The sequence below is a fragment of the Ignatzschineria sp. LJL83 genome, assembly GCF_054871845.1.
The window spans coordinates 26,855-42,017 of the sequence record NZ_JBTXLY010000011.1 but is presented as its reverse complement, the minus strand read 5'-3'; the positions used below and the strand labels follow the sequence as shown (position 1 = coordinate 42,017).

Below are 15,163 nucleotides of genomic sequence, written 5' to 3'. Positions count from 1 at the left end.
ATTGAAGAATATCAGACAAAATAGTGCTCCTATTTTGGAGTTAAATCATAGTAAATGGAAAGTAGACAAGGATTCAACAGAGCAGGTTGTTACCAATCTAGAAAAAGGGGAAGTGCTCTATTTTCCATCATTGAAGTTTCCTTTAAGTGATGCAGAACAAACACTACTTGATCCTAGTTTGGTCAGTCCCAAGCGTAAAAATATTATGTATCAGGCAGATCAGGATTCTATTCGAGGAGTTGCGGAAGATGTTTCACCTGAAAAGAGAGAAGCACTGAAAGCATTACTCAAACGTTATGCGGAAACGAGTTATCAGCTTTTAACGGATTTAATACCGGAATATCGAGGAAAACTGCATAGTCCGATGAATACACTTCGTTTAAATGCAGTAGATACGTGGAGCAGTAATCACTCTTTCCGTAAGGATGATCGAAGGCTGCATGTGGATGCGTTTCCTTCAAGACCGCTTCAGGGAAAACGGATTGTTCGTATTTTTAATAATATAAATCCTCATGGAGAACCCAGAAAATGGCGAGTTGGTGAGCCATTTCCGGAGCTCGCGAAGAGACTTTTACCCCACGTAAAAGGCTATTCATCCATGAGTGCGACGTTGTTAGAAGTTCTCAAAATTACTAAAAGTCGACGGACACATTATGATCATGTAATGTTACAGTTTCATGACATGATGAAAGAAGATCAAAATTATCAAGATCAAGGCGTGCAATGGGATATTGATTTTCAGCCGGGATCAACCTGGATTTGTTTTTCAGATCAAACACCTCATGCGGCAATGAGCGGACAATATATGTTAGAGCAAACTTTTCTTCTAGATGTGGATGATATGGTGGATAGTTCACAATCCCCATTGAAAACTTTAGAGAAAATGATGGGAAAAAATTTAGTGTAGTTTTCTCTAGAAATCCTCTCAATGAAATCAAAAATACTGATAGAATGTCTGTCAGTATTTTTTTTGATCAAAATAGTACAAATTTTGTCAATAATATCGACGTGCAATGATTCATGAGCTTAAATGCCTATATTGTCAAAATAGATTGAGCCCTATGAGTATCACAATGAATATCATAAAGATAAGAAAGAGGATAATAGAAAAATGTATGAAGTTATAATGCTCCTAATCATGGTTGCCGGTATTCATTTTATGGCGCTTATTACGCCGGGACCCGATTTTTTCTTAGTGACGCAAATCGCCGTAAGTCATTCACGTAGAGAAGCATTGATGACAGTGATAGGGATCACATTAGGTGTTGCAGTTTGGGCGGTTATCGCTCTGCTGGGATTGCATGTGTTAGTGGAAAAAATGCCGTGGATTCAAACCGTACTCTATTGTGCTGGCGGAGCCTACTTAAGCTATTTAGCATATCTACTTTTAAATTCTAGTTTTGTGCAGATAAAAGCTCGGAAAAAACAGTCTGAAATTCAAGATATCAATACAGAGCATGCAGAAGAAGATTGTGCTGAAACTATAAAAACCACGGAGATTGAAAAGAAATATCATAATAAGTTGCTATTAAAAGGCTTATTCACAAACTTAGCAAACCCTAAAGCGTTAATTTACTTTGGAAGTGTATTTGTATTATTTGTAGGAGATCAGGTTTCGGATATTGTGCGACTAGAGATATTTGCGCTTGTGGTATTAGAAACTTTCTTATGGTTTATGATTGTCGCAACGCTCTTTTCATTACCGAAATTAAAAGCGATCTATCAAAAAGTGAGTATTTATATTGATGGAATTGCCGGTATTTTCTTTTTAGGCTTTAGTATTAACTTAATTTACCAAGCGATGATACAGTTTATGGCATAAGTGCAGTTGAGATCTGAGGAGAATAGAGTATCCACATCGGTCATAATATTGCGGATAACAAAGGATTTATGGAAATCTATTAGAATCAATTTGTTATAAGTTATGATTCCATCATGCGCAGAGTTGTCCTAAAAGTTATCCATAGAAAATGTGCATAACTCAGGATAAGAAGATTGAGATTCAGCAGAAACTTGGATAGAAAAAATAGGATAGAAACAAGCTCATCACTAATATGATGAGCTTGTTTGATTAAGGAAAGTGTTAGTTCTGTATTGATTTGGAAGAATTATATTAATTACTATTTGGCGGTAATTGATATAAACCAATTGTATCTTCGATATGAGATTTCATGAGTTTAACCCCTTTCTCTGCATCGCGAGCGAGAAGAGCATTATAGAGTTCTCTATGAATATCTACGAAGTAATCGACATTAACGAGTTTTCTAACAGTTGTTCTTGTTTCATTTAAAGAATCAAAAAGTTGTCTGAAGATGATTTCAACAACATTCACCATTGTCGGATTATGGCTGGCTCTCACTAGTGCGAGATGGAATCTAAGATCCTCTTTTGTTGCAGCTTTTCGGAGCTTGATCCGCTCTTCTAATGCAATAAGAGCTTCTTCAATATTTCGTAAATCATCATTGGTTGCCCGCTCAGTTGCTAGTGCAAAGGCGCGAGTTTCTAAGCCTTCTCGGATTTCTAAGAGATCGATAATATCCGTTGAATGAATATTGAGAACTCGATTCTTAAGACGACTGAGTATGAGGTCTTTGTCATTTTGTGTTAAGAAGAGCAAGCCTTCACGATCTAGAAAAATATTTTCACTCTTCATGACTTGAATAGCTTGTAGGATATCTGCTTCCGGTTTCTGAAGATCTGTAGCGATTTGAGCAAGATCGGGGAGAGTTTCACCGGGAAGAAAAGCGCCAGTTTCAATCATTTCCATAAAATCGACAATGATTTCTTCATGGGGTAAGCGCTCTGTAACTGATAATTTCATATGATTCCTCCTCATATTAGTTAGATCAATGTAAACAATGTCTAACGGTGTTTTATGGTTTTTATTTTTAGTATTATTTCATTTTTAAGTCGTTTTGAGTTTTTGTAATATTGTTAATATTGCACTGTTATTGATGATATTTATGAAATGTTATAAACAGATTTCTACTGTTTTTAATTCATAGATGAAAGTTTGATTCCACAAGATTCACTTTTACATAAAAAAAAATTTAGAGCAATTAATTTATATCATTCAAATTGAGAAAATATTTTTGAAAGATCCTTTTTAAGGTAGTTTCTGATATAAAAAAAGAGCTTCAAGAGCTCTTTTGAAAAGTCATTATTGATATTTTTAGATATCTCTTAATTAGAAATTATAGTTAATACCTAATGCGAAACTTGAAAGTGTTGAGCGATTAGTGATCGGGCTATTTTTTACTTTGCTTGGTAAAAACTTCATTTCCATACCGCCAAAAACATGAAAGCGATCCGTGGCTTTTACAATCATACCTACTGCAATATGCGGTGTAATTGTGGAATCAGGGCGATATTCTTGAATGCCTGTACGACGTGATTCATCCTTTGAAACGCCGTAGTAGTAGCGATTATGTTTGTCGCTATCCCAGGTTAATCCCGCTTTCGGAATCAACGTAAAGTGTTCGGTGACTTGATAGATATATCCCGCCGAAACATCAGCATTTAAGCCTTTGCTATGGCCTAAGATATCGCCATTAATTTCCGCTGAAACAAAAGCGTTATTATTGAAGCGATGATTGATGCCTGTTCCAAGGAGAATGGTCGATTTTCTTCGGTCCAATAGTGTAAATGCACCATGAGAATCACTAGGTTTAAAATTTAGAGCTTGATATTTTAGATGGACATCCACAGTTGTATTATCTAGTTCAATGACATCTAATCCTATTTTTAAACCTTTTACAAAGAGCATTCCTGATTTATATTCCAAATGAGGAACGGGTAGCCACTCTGAGTTATCACCGACGAATGGTTGTTGTTGATAGCCAACTCCTAAACCAATACTGAGCCCTTTGAGAGAATTATCTTCTGCAATTGCGGGGGATAATAAGAAGGCGATTAGAGAGGTTGCTAATAAAGTTTTTTTCATAATATTCATTGGATCTTTTAAATTCGAGGAGGGGCATTAACCATTGTGGTGATTTGAATGTAAATTTTTTCAAATAAAACGATAAGCTCCCTAAAAATAATTTTGATAGAAAGGCGATCGTGGTGCGTAAAATTCTATCACATCGTTAAGGGTAAAGACTTTCTATAATAGTTTTTTGTGGGAAAAAATGATAATTAATGGATGGTTTTAGATAAAGTGATAAATAAAATAATAGACTTGTTAATTTAATTTAATTATTTTCGAGATTATTAAAAAACACCAATTCACCGATATCTCTAGAGGTTAGAGAAATCCATTATTTTTTTTAACAAAAATATCCCCATCCCGATATTGACATATAGGGGGAGATATAATTAGTATGTGTTTGCGAATAAATAGGTTATCTCGCAAATATAGCGAAAGTATTTATCAGCAGTAAATGTAAATATCAACACATGATTCTTGAAGTTTTCTTACAACTTGATGCAAGGATACATGATTTAAAAATATTTACAAGTACTGAATGATCAAATATTTGAAATATTTTAAAGTTTTAAAAGGTATAAATCATGAAAAAAACATTATTAGCAGCATCAGTATTTGCACTTGCAATGGGTTCAGCATCATTCGCACAAACACAATCAGTAGGAACAATTGAATTCACTGGTGACGTTACAAATGCAGCTTGTACAATTGACCAAGCGAACACAAATGTAGATTTAGGTTCTGTATCTACTAAAAGATTAGCAGCAGCTGGAAATACAGGTCCATGGGGTACAGCGCACATCACTTTCTCAGACTGCAACTTAGGTTTAGAAGCAGATGATCCGACAGCTGCAAAATCAATCGAACTTTCAATTGGTGCTGGACAAGCTGCAACAAATGGTCCAAATCTTTGGGCGAATACTTATGGTTTAGATTCACAAAATGTTGGTGTTGAAGTTCAAATTGGTGGGCAAGCAGTAACACCTGCAGGTCTTGGTGGCGATAACGTGATCGTTACTAGCCTTGGAAATGGTACTAATTCAACACAATTTGATGTTCGTGGACGTATGGTTGCAACTGGTGAAGCAACAGAAGGTTCAGTTGGAACATTACTTAACTTTGTTGCTGTGTATAGATAATACTTAGCTTCAATGGCTTTATGAGTAATTAAACTCTTTTTTTTTCATAGCTTTAACAAGATATGAAATGACAATGAGTTTTTATAAAAAAAAAGCACTCTGCAATTGTAAGGGTGCTTTTTTTATAGATCAATGCATATGTGAGTAAAGTAATGGTTACATTGAATTTCAGGAACAGTAAAAGCAGAATGCTATTCTCAGCGCTGTTTTATCTCAGTATTGCAGGAGTAGGTCACTCTTTCGAATTTGATGACCGGATACTTGCAGATATGGGGCTTGAGAATATTGATTTAAGTGCATTTGAAGGTGGAAACGAAGGATTTACAGGCGAAAGACGTGCGGATATTCTTGTGAACGGAATGCCCATTTTGCAAAGAGAAGTCATCTATATATATCAACAGAATTCCGTAGATGAGCTCTGTTTTACACCTCAATTTATTAAAAAATTACCTCTTAAAAAAGAGATAAAAACTCGATTATCGGAGGATATAATCCATAGCACAGACGCTGGTGAGTGTTTGGGGATTATAAATCTAGATGAGAATGTTCAATTATATTTTGATGAGAATAATGAAACGGTACATATTACAGTGCCACACTTATTTTTAGATCGAGTAGATAGAGATTGGATTGAACCTGAAGATAGAGATTCTGGAGTATCTGGGGTATTTTTAGATTATAGTATTTTAGGAACGTATAATAAGAATAAAGGACGTTCATCAGATACGACGATTAGAAGCTATGGTACTATTGGCGCGAATCTTAAAGATATAAGATTCCGTGTTAACTACCAATATAATTCAGATAATACCAAACAAGATAAATTAGAATTGGTACAAAAGTATGCCTTTATGGATATTGGTTCCCTCAATGCAAAATTATATGGAGGGGAACTATTTAGTCGTAGTAATGTCTTTGATAGTGTGAGATTTAAAGGTGTCAGTCTTTTTACAGATGCAGATATGATGCCATCATATCTGAGAGGATATGCACCTGAAGTTACGGGAGTTGCCAATACTGATGCGATTGTTACTTTAAAACAATATGGTGTTATCCTTAGAACAGTACAAGTTCCTGCAGGAGCATTTGCTATTGCGGATTTACCCTCCTATATTTCAGGAACGATCGATGTTGAGATTGAGGAGTCGGGTGGAGGCATTCGTACCTATCAAGTAGATATCGCTCATGTTCCTTTTTTAACAAGAAAAGGTGCGGTCCGTTATTCTTTAAATGCTGGGGAATTAAATCCTTATCAATCTCATTCTGAGCGCGGGAAAGTAAAGGACAAATTTTTCTCTGGGGATGCATCGTATGGATTAAGTAATATTATTTCTTTATATGGTGGAACCCAATTTACAACGAATGGTGACTATATAGCTTTAAATGCAGGTATAGGTGCAAGCTTAGGGATTATTGGCGCTGTTTCTTTTGATATTACTCAGTCAAAAAATAAAGCAGATCCTAGTAGAGATATGAAAGGGCACAGTTTACGTTTTAACTACGCAAAAAGATTTACTTCCAATACAAACTTAAATCTTGTTGGGTATCGCTTTTCAAGCCGAAACTATACCTCTATTCATAACTATTTAGATATGAAAACACATCAAAATAGATTTACAGCCCTTGAAAAAAATAGAGTTACTTTAAGTTTATCGCAATCAATCCCTGAGATTAGTAGTAGTGTATCTGTAAGTATGACCAAAGGAACTTATTGGAACCAGCAGAGTATTTCTAACTATTCTCTCTCCTTTAATAAGCAGTTAAATAAAGGTTTTTTTGAAGGAGCTTCTTTGCAGTTAACGGCAGCAAGAAATACGGATATTCGAGGAATTAAAGATAATCAAATCGGAATGTTTATTACGATTCCTCTGAATCAAGAGCGAAATAGTAGGGTGCAATATAACGCACGTTATCAAGACACCTCTGAATATTTGACACAAGAAGTGACCTATTTTGACAAGGTTTATGGTGGAAATATGACGGCTGGGGTATTTAGTTCAGGAAAAAGAGATTTTAGCGGTAGTTCCGAGTTCGGAGTTACGGGGTCATTTGATAAAGATCTATATTTTGGAAGAGTGAGTACGTCTGGCAACTATACCACTGATAGAAAATATTTCTCAGCTGGATTTGATGGTTCAATTACGGTCACAAAATCGGGTGTTGCGACACATAAAAGAGTGTATGAAGATGCATCAAGATTAATAGTTGATACAGGAGCGCCAGGAGTTCAAGTGGGATACTCAAATGAAGATAGAAGTAACTTATTTGGAATGGCAGGAATTAGTAATGTTCCCAACTACTATAATATGACCTATAAAGTCGATATTGATAATTTACCTGATAATGTCTCAATTGAAGATAATGTCATTGAAGTTGCTTTAACAGATGGGGCGATTGGTTATCGAGTACTGGATACGGTCACTGGGGAAAAAGCGATTATTACAATTGTATTATCTAATGGTAGTCATCCTCCTTTTGGTGCAACTGTTTATCGAGAAAATGGTGCTAATACGGAAGTAGGGATTGTCTCAGAAAATGGTTTAACATATTTAACAGGGTTAAATAATAAATCGGAATATTCAATTAAATGGGGTAATAATCAATCTTGTAATTTAAAAATAACCACCCCTCATCTGAATGAATTTGAAACAGTTATCTGTTATACGGAGTAGTAAAAAATTATGAAAAAAATACTTTTTTTTAGTCTATTTATCTTAAATTTTGCTTTTGCACAAATATCATTTGATAGAACGCGTGTCATTTTGGATATGGATAAATCTAAGTCTCAAACAATCACTGCGATTAATCCTAATAAAACGTTACCTTTTTTAGCTCAATCATGGATAGAAGATGAAAAGGGTAATAAGATTACTCAGCCTTTAATCGCGCTTCCAATCGTACAGAGATTAAATCCTGGACAGGAAAAACAGATTAAAGTAGAGCTAGTAGGAAATGCGAGTTCTTTACCAACAGATAGAGAGAGTCTTTATTACTTTAATGCTTTGGGCGTTCCCCCAAAAGATGGTGGTCAGAATCAAGTTAATATTGTGATTCAATCTAAACTAAAATTATTTTACCGTCCGAAAGGCTTACCTAAATATCCTCAGCAAGGTTGGGTAGAAGAACTACAAGTTCAAAAAACAAGTAACGGTTTAACAATCCAGAATCCTACCGCATACCATGTGATTATTTATGGTTTTTCTTCTACGACTAATAAAAAATTGCAAGAGAGAGATATTATTTTAAAACCATTTTCTACTGAAAAAGTGAATGTTAAGTTAGGAAATGGTACGCCGATTATTCATATTGTGAATGATCAAGGCGGAGCAAAGAGTATTAATTTTAGTTGTAACACGAATGATTGTCGTGTGATTACGGAAGAAAGAAAATAATTTCCTATTCGATGTCGTATCAAAATATTTTGAATAGCATTGATATCAACATTTACTAGAAATAGGTTTAATGATATGAAACAGATGAAAAAAGTAGGGAAATATTTCCCTATATTGTTGTTAAGCATGATGAGTAGTGTTACTTATGCGAGATGTGTAGTCGTACCCAATGGACAAATAGAAACAGGACCAGATTTAGGAGTGGTCGAAACAATGATATTCCAAAACTGGGGAGATGGGGAATCAACCGCATACCCTGTTGAAACACCAGAAATGCGAGTGCAATGTGACCGAGGAACTTCAGCTCAGCTTAGTCTTGCAGTAGGTTCTACTAGTTTAGATCCATGGTATCAAGCTTTGGGAACTCGTAGGGCAGAGATTAATATTCTGCATGAATATAATGCGCGAGGTAATAATGAAGATACAGGCGAATTTATGAATACTTGGGGGCGTACAATTTTGGACCTTCCTAATGATAATCTGTATGGACGACAAAATCCTACTAGTGAGAGATTAGATGGAGCAGAATTTGTGATACAAATTAAGGCAGATCCTCGGTATTTAGTGTCAGATGGATGGCTCTTGAGGCCACCTCCGCCTCTTACTTATCGATTTGTAAGGGTCTCGTATTGGCCAACAGGACAAGCAGTAGCACCAGGTCCTGAAGGGCCTGGTAATGTGAGGTTTATTTATGGAGATAACCGTTTAGTGCTACAGCAACGACTAGATCCATGTAATACAAATAATATGACTGTCACTGTTAGTCCTCAAATTATTAACTTTGGGACTGTACCTGTAAGGCAAGGTGATATTGAAGTACGAAGACCATTTTCAATTACCTATCAACAAAATGCAGGTACGGCATGTCAAGAAAGCATCGTTGGAAATATTAGATTTGTACCGAATGGAACGTATAACGGTACAGCGATGCGTTTGAGTAATGGATTTGATTTGTCTTTAGTTAAATCCCCTAACGATACGCCGGTTACTTATGGAATGCCGTCAAGAGTTCAGGCGATTCCACCAAGGGTTGGAAACTCGATGCCAACGCCAGTAAGAGAAGAATATGTTGCAGTTCTGAAAAAAGATGCTAATACCCAATCTGTAGAAGGGCCGTTTAATGGGAGTATTCGCTATATATTTGAAATACTTTAAAGCTATTAATTGAGTATCGATTCTTACAGCTTTATATGATTCATTGGATTAATAGAATCATGAAATGGGTTTCAGAAAGAGCAAAAAAAGAGGATTGCCCAATATAGGCAATCCTCTTTTATCTTGAGTGTTTTTATGTTTATCATTAAGAGCGAATCAATGTTACTTCGCAGTATTCGCCACAATATTAATCGCTTCCCAAGTCGTTGTGAACGGGGGCGCATATCCTAAATCGATAAATCCTAATTCATCTGTTGTAATGCCGGCATGAATGGCAATGCTGAATGAATGTAAACGAAGCGCTGCGCCTTTACGACCAAAAATTTGCGCACCTAAGAGCACTTTTGATTCAGGGCTATAGAGAAGCTTGATCGTAAGCGTCGCTTGCCCTTTATAATAATTAGTGTGATTTTTCGTTTTAATGAGCGTTGTTTTGTAAGGAATACCGGCATCTTTCGCCATGTTTTCTGTTAATCCTGTACTACCCGCTTCATATCTCCCAACCTTCAGTAAGCTTGAACCAAGTGCTCCCGGGAATGAGAGATAATCTTGTTGATCGCTCACAATATTATGGCCGATGATTCTCCCTAATTTGTTGGCATACGTTGCGAGCGGAAGATAGCGATTTCCTAATTGACGATGCGGCACTGAAGCACAATCTCCGGCACTAAAGACATCGGGAATCGATGTTTCCCCATATTGATTAATGACAATTGCGCCATTGGGGAGTTTCTCTAACCTTGGATCGGTAATAAATGCCGTATTGGGCTGAAATCCAATGGCCATAATGACGGCATCGGTTGCAAGATGTTCATCTGTTGTCATCACTTTTGTGATTTTATCGTTCACAATTTTGAAGCCTGTGACAACTTCTCCAAGAAGAACATTAATTTTCTCTTTTTGTAATGAATTTTCAATGAGTTCTGAAAATTCCTCATCAAAAGGGCCTTGCATAATATGGGCGCCACCTTGAATAATAGTGACTTTCTTTCCAAGTGACGCAAGTTGTTCGGCAATTTCAACGCCGATAAATCCACCACCAATGACAGTAATGGATTGATATTCATGAAGTGCTTTTTTTAAAGTTTCGGCATCTCGTAATTTGGTATGACGATAGAGATTTTCAGCGCTCATGCCGGCAACATTGAGCTCATTAGGGGAAGCTCCTGTTGCAATCATTAAGCGATCATACGAAATTTGGCCCACTTCATGAGTGTTGATCGATCTCACTTCTACGATTTTCTCATCAAATTGAATCTGAATTGCTTCTGTTTCTAAAAGAAGATGAATGCCACTTTCCTCAATCTGCTTGGGCGTTCGTGCGAACATGAAGTTTGGATCTTCAAATTGTCCGCCGACATAGTAAGGTAATCCACAAGCACCAAATGAGACATAGTTCTCTTTTTCAATGACCGTAATATTCGCTTCAGGATTTTCTCTGCGAGCTTTTGCGGCAACGCTCATTCCGGTAGCGATTCCACCAATAATTACGATATTTAAAGGGGCATTCATATATTTCTCCTTCTTTTTTAAATCTTTTTTCGTGATCTAAGGTTGTGATGCTGGATTGAGCAGTTCAACTAACCAATTGGCAATATCTTGTAGCTCTTCATTAATGACTTCATGGCGCATCGGATAATCATGCCAAGTCGTTTGAATGCCACGAGATCTTAAGAATTCTTCAGCTTTTTTGCCAAGCTCAATATTCACAACATCATCTAAAGAACCGTGCAGATGAAGCGTTGGAATGCTTTTTTTCTCATCACTAATATTTAGAGAATCATCAAAGGTTGCGCTATACGTAGAGAGCGCCATCACGCCACCGATGGATTTGTCATAAGCGATAAATGCCGTATTAAATGCAACGGCGCCACCTTGTGAAAAGCCGGCAAGGATAATACGATTTAATGGAATCCCTTTCGCAACTTCATCTTCAATAAGCCCGATAATCGTTTGGCTCGATTCATCTAATTCTGATTGTTTAATCTCTCTTGGCGAAGTGAGCGCAATAATATCGTACCAAGACGGCATTGGAAAACCATTATTAAGCGTCACAGGACGAACAGGCGCTTGCGGGAGAATAAAGCGAGTATTCGGTAAAACACGAGCTTGCAATATTTCGGCAACCGGTAAAAAATCTTCTTTACTTGCGCCAAGTCCATGAAGCCAAATAACCGCTGAATCTGCAGGTTGTTTGGGGTTTAAAATAATTGGGGATTCCATAATTCTCTCCTTCGTACAATTGTGGGAATTGCCTGATGAATCGATCGTTGTAATGACTTTTTGTCGATCTTTTTATAGATATTTAGGCATTGAGATGTAGATCAAATCCTAAGCTTGGACCCATATTTTCGATTAAATCGAGCCATGTTGGAATGACAAAACTGGTCATTAAGGGCGCGAAATCAAAATTGGGAATATCTTGAGGCGTAATCCAGAGCGCTTCGGCAATCTCAGATGCCGGCGTGATATTTACCGCTTCCGGCAACAAGATGAAAAATAGATTCGATCGGATGAAATATCCAGGTTCGTTCGCTGCCGGCGCTTCATATTCTTTAATGAAGTGTGCAAGTGCCGGAGGAATTTGAATATTGACCTCTTCATATAGTTCTCGCATTAATGCTTGAATCGGTGTTTCTCCTGCATCTATTTTTCCGCCCGGTAACATATATTTTTGAGTATCTTGCTTTCGAACGATAAGTAATCGGCCTTTAGGATCAATGATAATGCCGGCTGCGAGAATAAAGAGTTTAGATTCGTCAATAGTCATAATAAATGATTGTATTTTTAATAATATTAAATAAATAGAAAGTTAATTGTACGGCATTTTGAGTTAAAAATAGATGTTGTGACCTAAAAATAGTGCAAAAGAACAGTTCTATTCAGTAGAAGATCTCTATTAAAGAGTGTAAAAATGAGTATAATTATGAGGTTATCGCCAAGAGGGCGAGTATAAAATAAAGGAGCGAAGTCAATGAGTGAACTGAATTTTCAGGAAGGTTTGATTAGTGAAAACCGAGATCATGCGATCTTTATGGAAATTAATTTCAAGAGTGATGATCAGGATGCGATTAAGGACGCCATCGCCGGCTTATTGGCAAGACAGCGATCTTTTGTCAGCCGTTTTAGTGATTGTGGCTTACAAGTCGTTGTGGCATTTGGGCGCAATGCTTGGACAGCACTTTCTGGAAATGCAGAGAGCGCATCGGAACTTGTGGACTTCAAAGAGCTTGGTTACGGCACAGCGCCGGCAACACAGCGAGATATGTTTGTACATATCGTGTCGCATTCGCAAAAAATCAATTTTTCGATCGCACAAGATTTAGTGACCTTATTTAAAGGTTTGATCACTGTTGAAGAAGAAGTTCACGGCTTTCGCTGGATTGAAGCACGTGATTTAAGTGGTTTTGTGGATGGTACAGAAAATCCGAAAGGCACAAGAGATCGTAGCGAAGTTGCGCTTATTAACAGTGGAATTGATGCCGGCGGTAGTTATGTATTAGCGCAAAAATGGGTACATTCTTTAGAGCAACTTCATCATTTTAAATTACGTCAGCAAGAAGAGATTTTTGGTCGTTTTAAAATGTCAGATGTTGAAATGCCGGATGAGATGAAACCCATCGGTTCTCATACAGAACGTGTTGTCATTGAAGATGATGGCGAAGAGCTAGAAATCGTGAGACAAAGCTTACCGTATGGTTTTGCGAGTGGCGAGAAAGGGCTCTATTTCCTCGCATATAGTGCAGAACTTAGCCGTTATGAAAAGATGCTTGCAAGAATGTTCGGTGCGGAAGATGAGCATTTTGATCTAATGCTCTCCTTTACAAAAGCCGTCACCGGAAGTTATCTCTATGCGCCTTCTTTAGATCAATTAGAAGAGATTGGTGCAGCATAAATTTATGATCGATCATTATTATGAATCATTATCACCAATCGTTGTGCTTGATAATGATTGGTCACGATCGATATTGAAAAGCATTAAGCATTAAGCATTCAAGTATTCAAAACATTAAAGTCTTAAAAGACAAAAGAAAATCGCTCTTAGAAATAAGAGCGATTTTTTTATGGAACTGTATTTTCAACAATATTTTTGATGATTACATTGCAGCTTTGAAGATGCCTTCAACGTCTGCTTGTGATCCTTGAACAGGATTCGTTGCAGAACAGACATCAAGCAACGCATTTTTTGCAAGTACAGGAATATCTTCCACTTTTGCTTTCAGCGCTGTGAGGTTTGCTGGAATATTAATCGATGCTGAGAGCTCTCTGATTTTGGCAATTGCCGCATCTGCGCCTTGCATATCGGTGAATTTATCAATATCAATATGCATCGCTTTTGCCACATCTTTTAATCGGCCTGAAGCAACGGCTTTGTTGAAGTCCAAAACATGTGGTAAAAGTACCGCATTACACACGCCGTGTGGAAGATCATACATGCCACCTAATTGGTGCGCCATTGCATGAACATAACCTAATGAAGCATTGTTAAACGCCATTCCCGCTAAGAATTGTGCATAAGCCATGTTGTCACGAGCTGTCACATCATCGCCATTTTCAACCGCAGTTTTGAGGTTATCTGTGATGAGCGTAATCGCTTTTAGCGCACATGCATCCGTGATTGGGTTTGCCGCTGTTGAGATATACGCTTCGATAGAATGCGTTAACGCATCCATTCCTGTTGCCGCTGTTAAGCCTTTTGGCATGCCTTTCATTAAATGTGGATCATTTACAGAAAGGATCGGCGTTGAGTTTTTATCAACGATTGCCATTTTTACGTGACGTTTTTCATCAGTAATAATGCAGAAACGTGTCATTTCTGAAGCAGTGCCGGCAGTGGTGTTAATCGCAACCATTGGAAGTTGTGGATGCGTTGTTTTATCAACACCTTCAAATGCGCTGATATCATCGCCGTTTGTTGCACAAAGCGCGATGCCTTTCGCGCAATCATGAGGAGAACCGCCACCAAGCGAGATTACGAAGTCACATTTTTTTGCTTTTAAAATCGCAAGGCCATCTGCTACGTTTTGTGTGGTCGGATTTGGATGCGTACCATCAAAAATCGCCGCTTCGATATCTTGAGCTTCGAGAAGCTGAATCAAATCATTCGTCATTCCTGATTTTGAGAGAAAGCTATCGGTAACAATCAACGCTTTTTTAAAGTTGTAACCTTTGAGCGTTGCAATGGCGTCTGGAAGCGCATTTTCACCAATAAAGTTCACTGGCGGCATAAAGAAAGTACTACTCATGATTAGACTCCTTCTGATCGCAAAATTGCGATTCATTTAGTTAATAAAATCTTGTGTATTCTATAAACGGATCACTATCGGCATTTAGATTTTTGATCTTAAAGATTGCCGAAGTAAATTTATATTAATATCTTTCAATTATAAAAGGAATAAATATAAGAATTAAAGATATCGGGGATTTCTTGATATAGATATATTTTTCTTTAATAAAATTGAATTTAGCACTGATAATCGGGAGTTCCTCGCCTTTTAAAGGCATTTTGTAGCTTATTTATTGATCATCGATAAATATTATTCGAAGTT

The 15,163-nt window shown here is 37.1% G+C and carries 13 protein-coding genes; 7 read left to right on the top strand and 6 right to left on the bottom strand.

Features of this window, described 5'->3' with window-relative positions:
- The first annotated feature begins 1 nt into the window (after position 1).
- Together ACYSN2_RS08155 and ACYSN2_RS08150 are read left to right on the top strand one after the other, a co-directional pair.
- Positions 2 to 907 carry a Kdo hydroxylase family protein gene (locus tag ACYSN2_RS08155; RefSeq protein ID WP_461749758.1) on the top strand — a complete coding sequence of 302 codons (906 nt, stop codon included), beginning with the start codon at positions 2 to 4 and terminating at the stop codon, positions 905 to 907.
- 204 nt (positions 908 to 1,111) lie between these two features.
- On the top strand, positions 1,112 to 1,822 hold the full coding sequence (locus ACYSN2_RS08150) for a LysE family transporter (RefSeq protein WP_461749757.1): 711 nt from the start codon (positions 1,112 to 1,114) through the stop codon (positions 1,820 to 1,822).
- Positions 1,823 to 2,113: 291 nt separating this feature from the next.
- Here ACYSN2_RS08150 and ACYSN2_RS08145 read toward each other — a convergent pair whose 3' ends face one another.
- Together ACYSN2_RS08145 and ACYSN2_RS08140 are read right to left on the bottom strand one after the other, a co-directional pair.
- Positions 2,114 to 2,821 carry a FadR/GntR family transcriptional regulator gene (locus ACYSN2_RS08145; RefSeq protein WP_461749756.1) on the bottom strand — a complete coding sequence of 236 codons (708 nt, stop codon included), beginning with the start codon at positions 2,819 to 2,821 and terminating at the stop codon, positions 2,114 to 2,116.
- A 366-nt stretch (positions 2,822 to 3,187) separates the two neighbouring features.
- Entirely contained in the window at positions 3,188 to 3,943 is a 756-nt protein-coding gene (locus tag ACYSN2_RS08140) for a MipA/OmpV family protein (protein WP_461749755.1), read from the bottom strand.
- 569 nt (positions 3,944 to 4,512) lie between these two features.
- Between ACYSN2_RS08140 and ACYSN2_RS08135 the strand changes: the two genes are divergently transcribed.
- The 4 genes from ACYSN2_RS08135 to ACYSN2_RS08120 all read left to right on the top strand — a co-directional run bounded on the left by ACYSN2_RS08135 (position 4,513) and on the right by ACYSN2_RS08120 (position 9,614).
- On the top strand, positions 4,513 to 5,067 hold the full coding sequence (locus tag ACYSN2_RS08135; protein ID WP_461749754.1) for a fimbrial protein: 555 nt from the start codon (positions 4,513 to 4,515) through the stop codon (positions 5,065 to 5,067).
- A 152-nt stretch (positions 5,068 to 5,219) separates the two neighbouring features.
- Positions 5,220 to 7,739 (top strand): fimbria/pilus outer membrane usher protein, encoded by a 2,520-nt coding sequence (locus ACYSN2_RS08130; protein ID WP_461749753.1) that lies wholly within the window; start codon positions 5,220 to 5,222, stop codon positions 7,737 to 7,739.
- Positions 7,740 to 7,748: 9 nt separating this feature from the next.
- The gene (locus ACYSN2_RS08125) at positions 7,749 to 8,459 is read left to right on the top strand and encodes a fimbrial biogenesis chaperone (RefSeq protein WP_461749752.1); all 711 of its coding nucleotides are present in this window, start codon (positions 7,749 to 7,751) and stop codon (positions 8,457 to 8,459) included.
- Between the two features lie 75 nt (positions 8,460 to 8,534).
- Positions 8,535 to 9,614: a hypothetical protein gene (locus ACYSN2_RS08120; RefSeq protein WP_461749751.1), complete on the top strand. Its 1,080-nt coding sequence runs from the start codon at positions 8,535 to 8,537 to the stop codon at positions 9,612 to 9,614.
- 162 nt (positions 9,615 to 9,776) lie between these two features.
- Here ACYSN2_RS08120 and ACYSN2_RS08115 read toward each other — a convergent pair whose 3' ends face one another.
- The 3 genes from ACYSN2_RS08115 to ACYSN2_RS08105 all read right to left on the bottom strand — a co-directional run bounded on the left by ACYSN2_RS08115 (position 9,777) and on the right by ACYSN2_RS08105 (position 12,384).
- On the bottom strand, positions 9,777 to 11,126 hold the full coding sequence (locus ACYSN2_RS08115; RefSeq protein WP_461749750.1) for a CoA-disulfide reductase: 1,350 nt from the start codon (positions 11,124 to 11,126) through the stop codon (positions 9,777 to 9,779).
- Between the two features lie 36 nt (positions 11,127 to 11,162).
- A complete protein-coding gene (locus tag ACYSN2_RS08110) occupies positions 11,163 to 11,837 on the bottom strand; it encodes an alpha/beta hydrolase (protein ID WP_461749749.1) in 675 nt (224 codons plus the stop codon).
- 82 nt (positions 11,838 to 11,919) lie between these two features.
- Positions 11,920 to 12,384, bottom strand: coding sequence for an NUDIX hydrolase (locus ACYSN2_RS08105; protein ID WP_461749748.1), 465 nt, complete (start codon positions 12,382 to 12,384; stop codon positions 11,920 to 11,922).
- 204 nt (positions 12,385 to 12,588) lie between these two features.
- Here ACYSN2_RS08105 and ACYSN2_RS08100 point away from each other — a divergent pair, with 204 nt between their 5' ends.
- A complete protein-coding gene (locus ACYSN2_RS08100; RefSeq protein ID WP_461749747.1) occupies positions 12,589 to 13,509 on the top strand; it encodes a Dyp-type peroxidase in 921 nt (306 codons plus the stop codon).
- Between the two features lie 202 nt (positions 13,510 to 13,711).
- Here ACYSN2_RS08100 and yiaY read toward each other — a convergent pair whose 3' ends face one another.
- Positions 13,712 to 14,863, bottom strand: coding sequence for an L-threonine dehydrogenase (yiaY, locus tag ACYSN2_RS08095; protein WP_461749822.1), 1,152 nt, complete (start codon positions 14,861 to 14,863; stop codon positions 13,712 to 13,714).
- Between the last annotated feature and the right edge of the window lie 300 nt (positions 14,864 to 15,163).

Excerpts from the sequence above, each read along its gene's own strand:
- ACYSN2_RS08150 (WP_461749757.1), top strand. The coding sequence starts at position 1,112 with ATGTATGAAGTTATAATGCTCCTAATCATGGTTGCCGGTATTCATTTT.
- ACYSN2_RS08145 (WP_461749756.1), bottom strand. The coding sequence starts at position 2,821 with ATGAAATTATCAGTTACAGAGCGCTTACCCCATGAAGAAATCATTGTC.
- ACYSN2_RS08140 (WP_461749755.1), bottom strand. The coding sequence starts at position 3,943 with ATGAAAAAAACTTTATTAGCAACCTCTCTAATCGCCTTCTTATTATCC.
- ACYSN2_RS08135 (WP_461749754.1), top strand. The coding sequence starts at position 4,513 with ATGAAAAAAACATTATTAGCAGCATCAGTATTTGCACTTGCAATGGGT.
- ACYSN2_RS08130 (WP_461749753.1), top strand. The coding sequence starts at position 5,220 with ATGGTTACATTGAATTTCAGGAACAGTAAAAGCAGAATGCTATTCTCA.
- ACYSN2_RS08125 (WP_461749752.1), top strand. The coding sequence starts at position 7,749 with ATGAAAAAAATACTTTTTTTTAGTCTATTTATCTTAAATTTTGCTTTT.
- ACYSN2_RS08120 (WP_461749751.1), top strand. The coding sequence starts at position 8,535 with ATGAAACAGATGAAAAAAGTAGGGAAATATTTCCCTATATTGTTGTTA.
- ACYSN2_RS08115 (WP_461749750.1), bottom strand. The coding sequence starts at position 11,126 with ATGAATGCCCCTTTAAATATCGTAATTATTGGTGGAATCGCTACCGGA.
- ACYSN2_RS08110 (WP_461749749.1), bottom strand. The coding sequence starts at position 11,837 with ATGGAATCCCCAATTATTTTAAACCCCAAACAACCTGCAGATTCAGCG.
- ACYSN2_RS08105 (WP_461749748.1), bottom strand. The coding sequence starts at position 12,384 with ATGACTATTGACGAATCTAAACTCTTTATTCTCGCAGCCGGCATTATC.
- ACYSN2_RS08100 (WP_461749747.1), top strand. The coding sequence starts at position 12,589 with ATGAGTGAACTGAATTTTCAGGAAGGTTTGATTAGTGAAAACCGAGAT.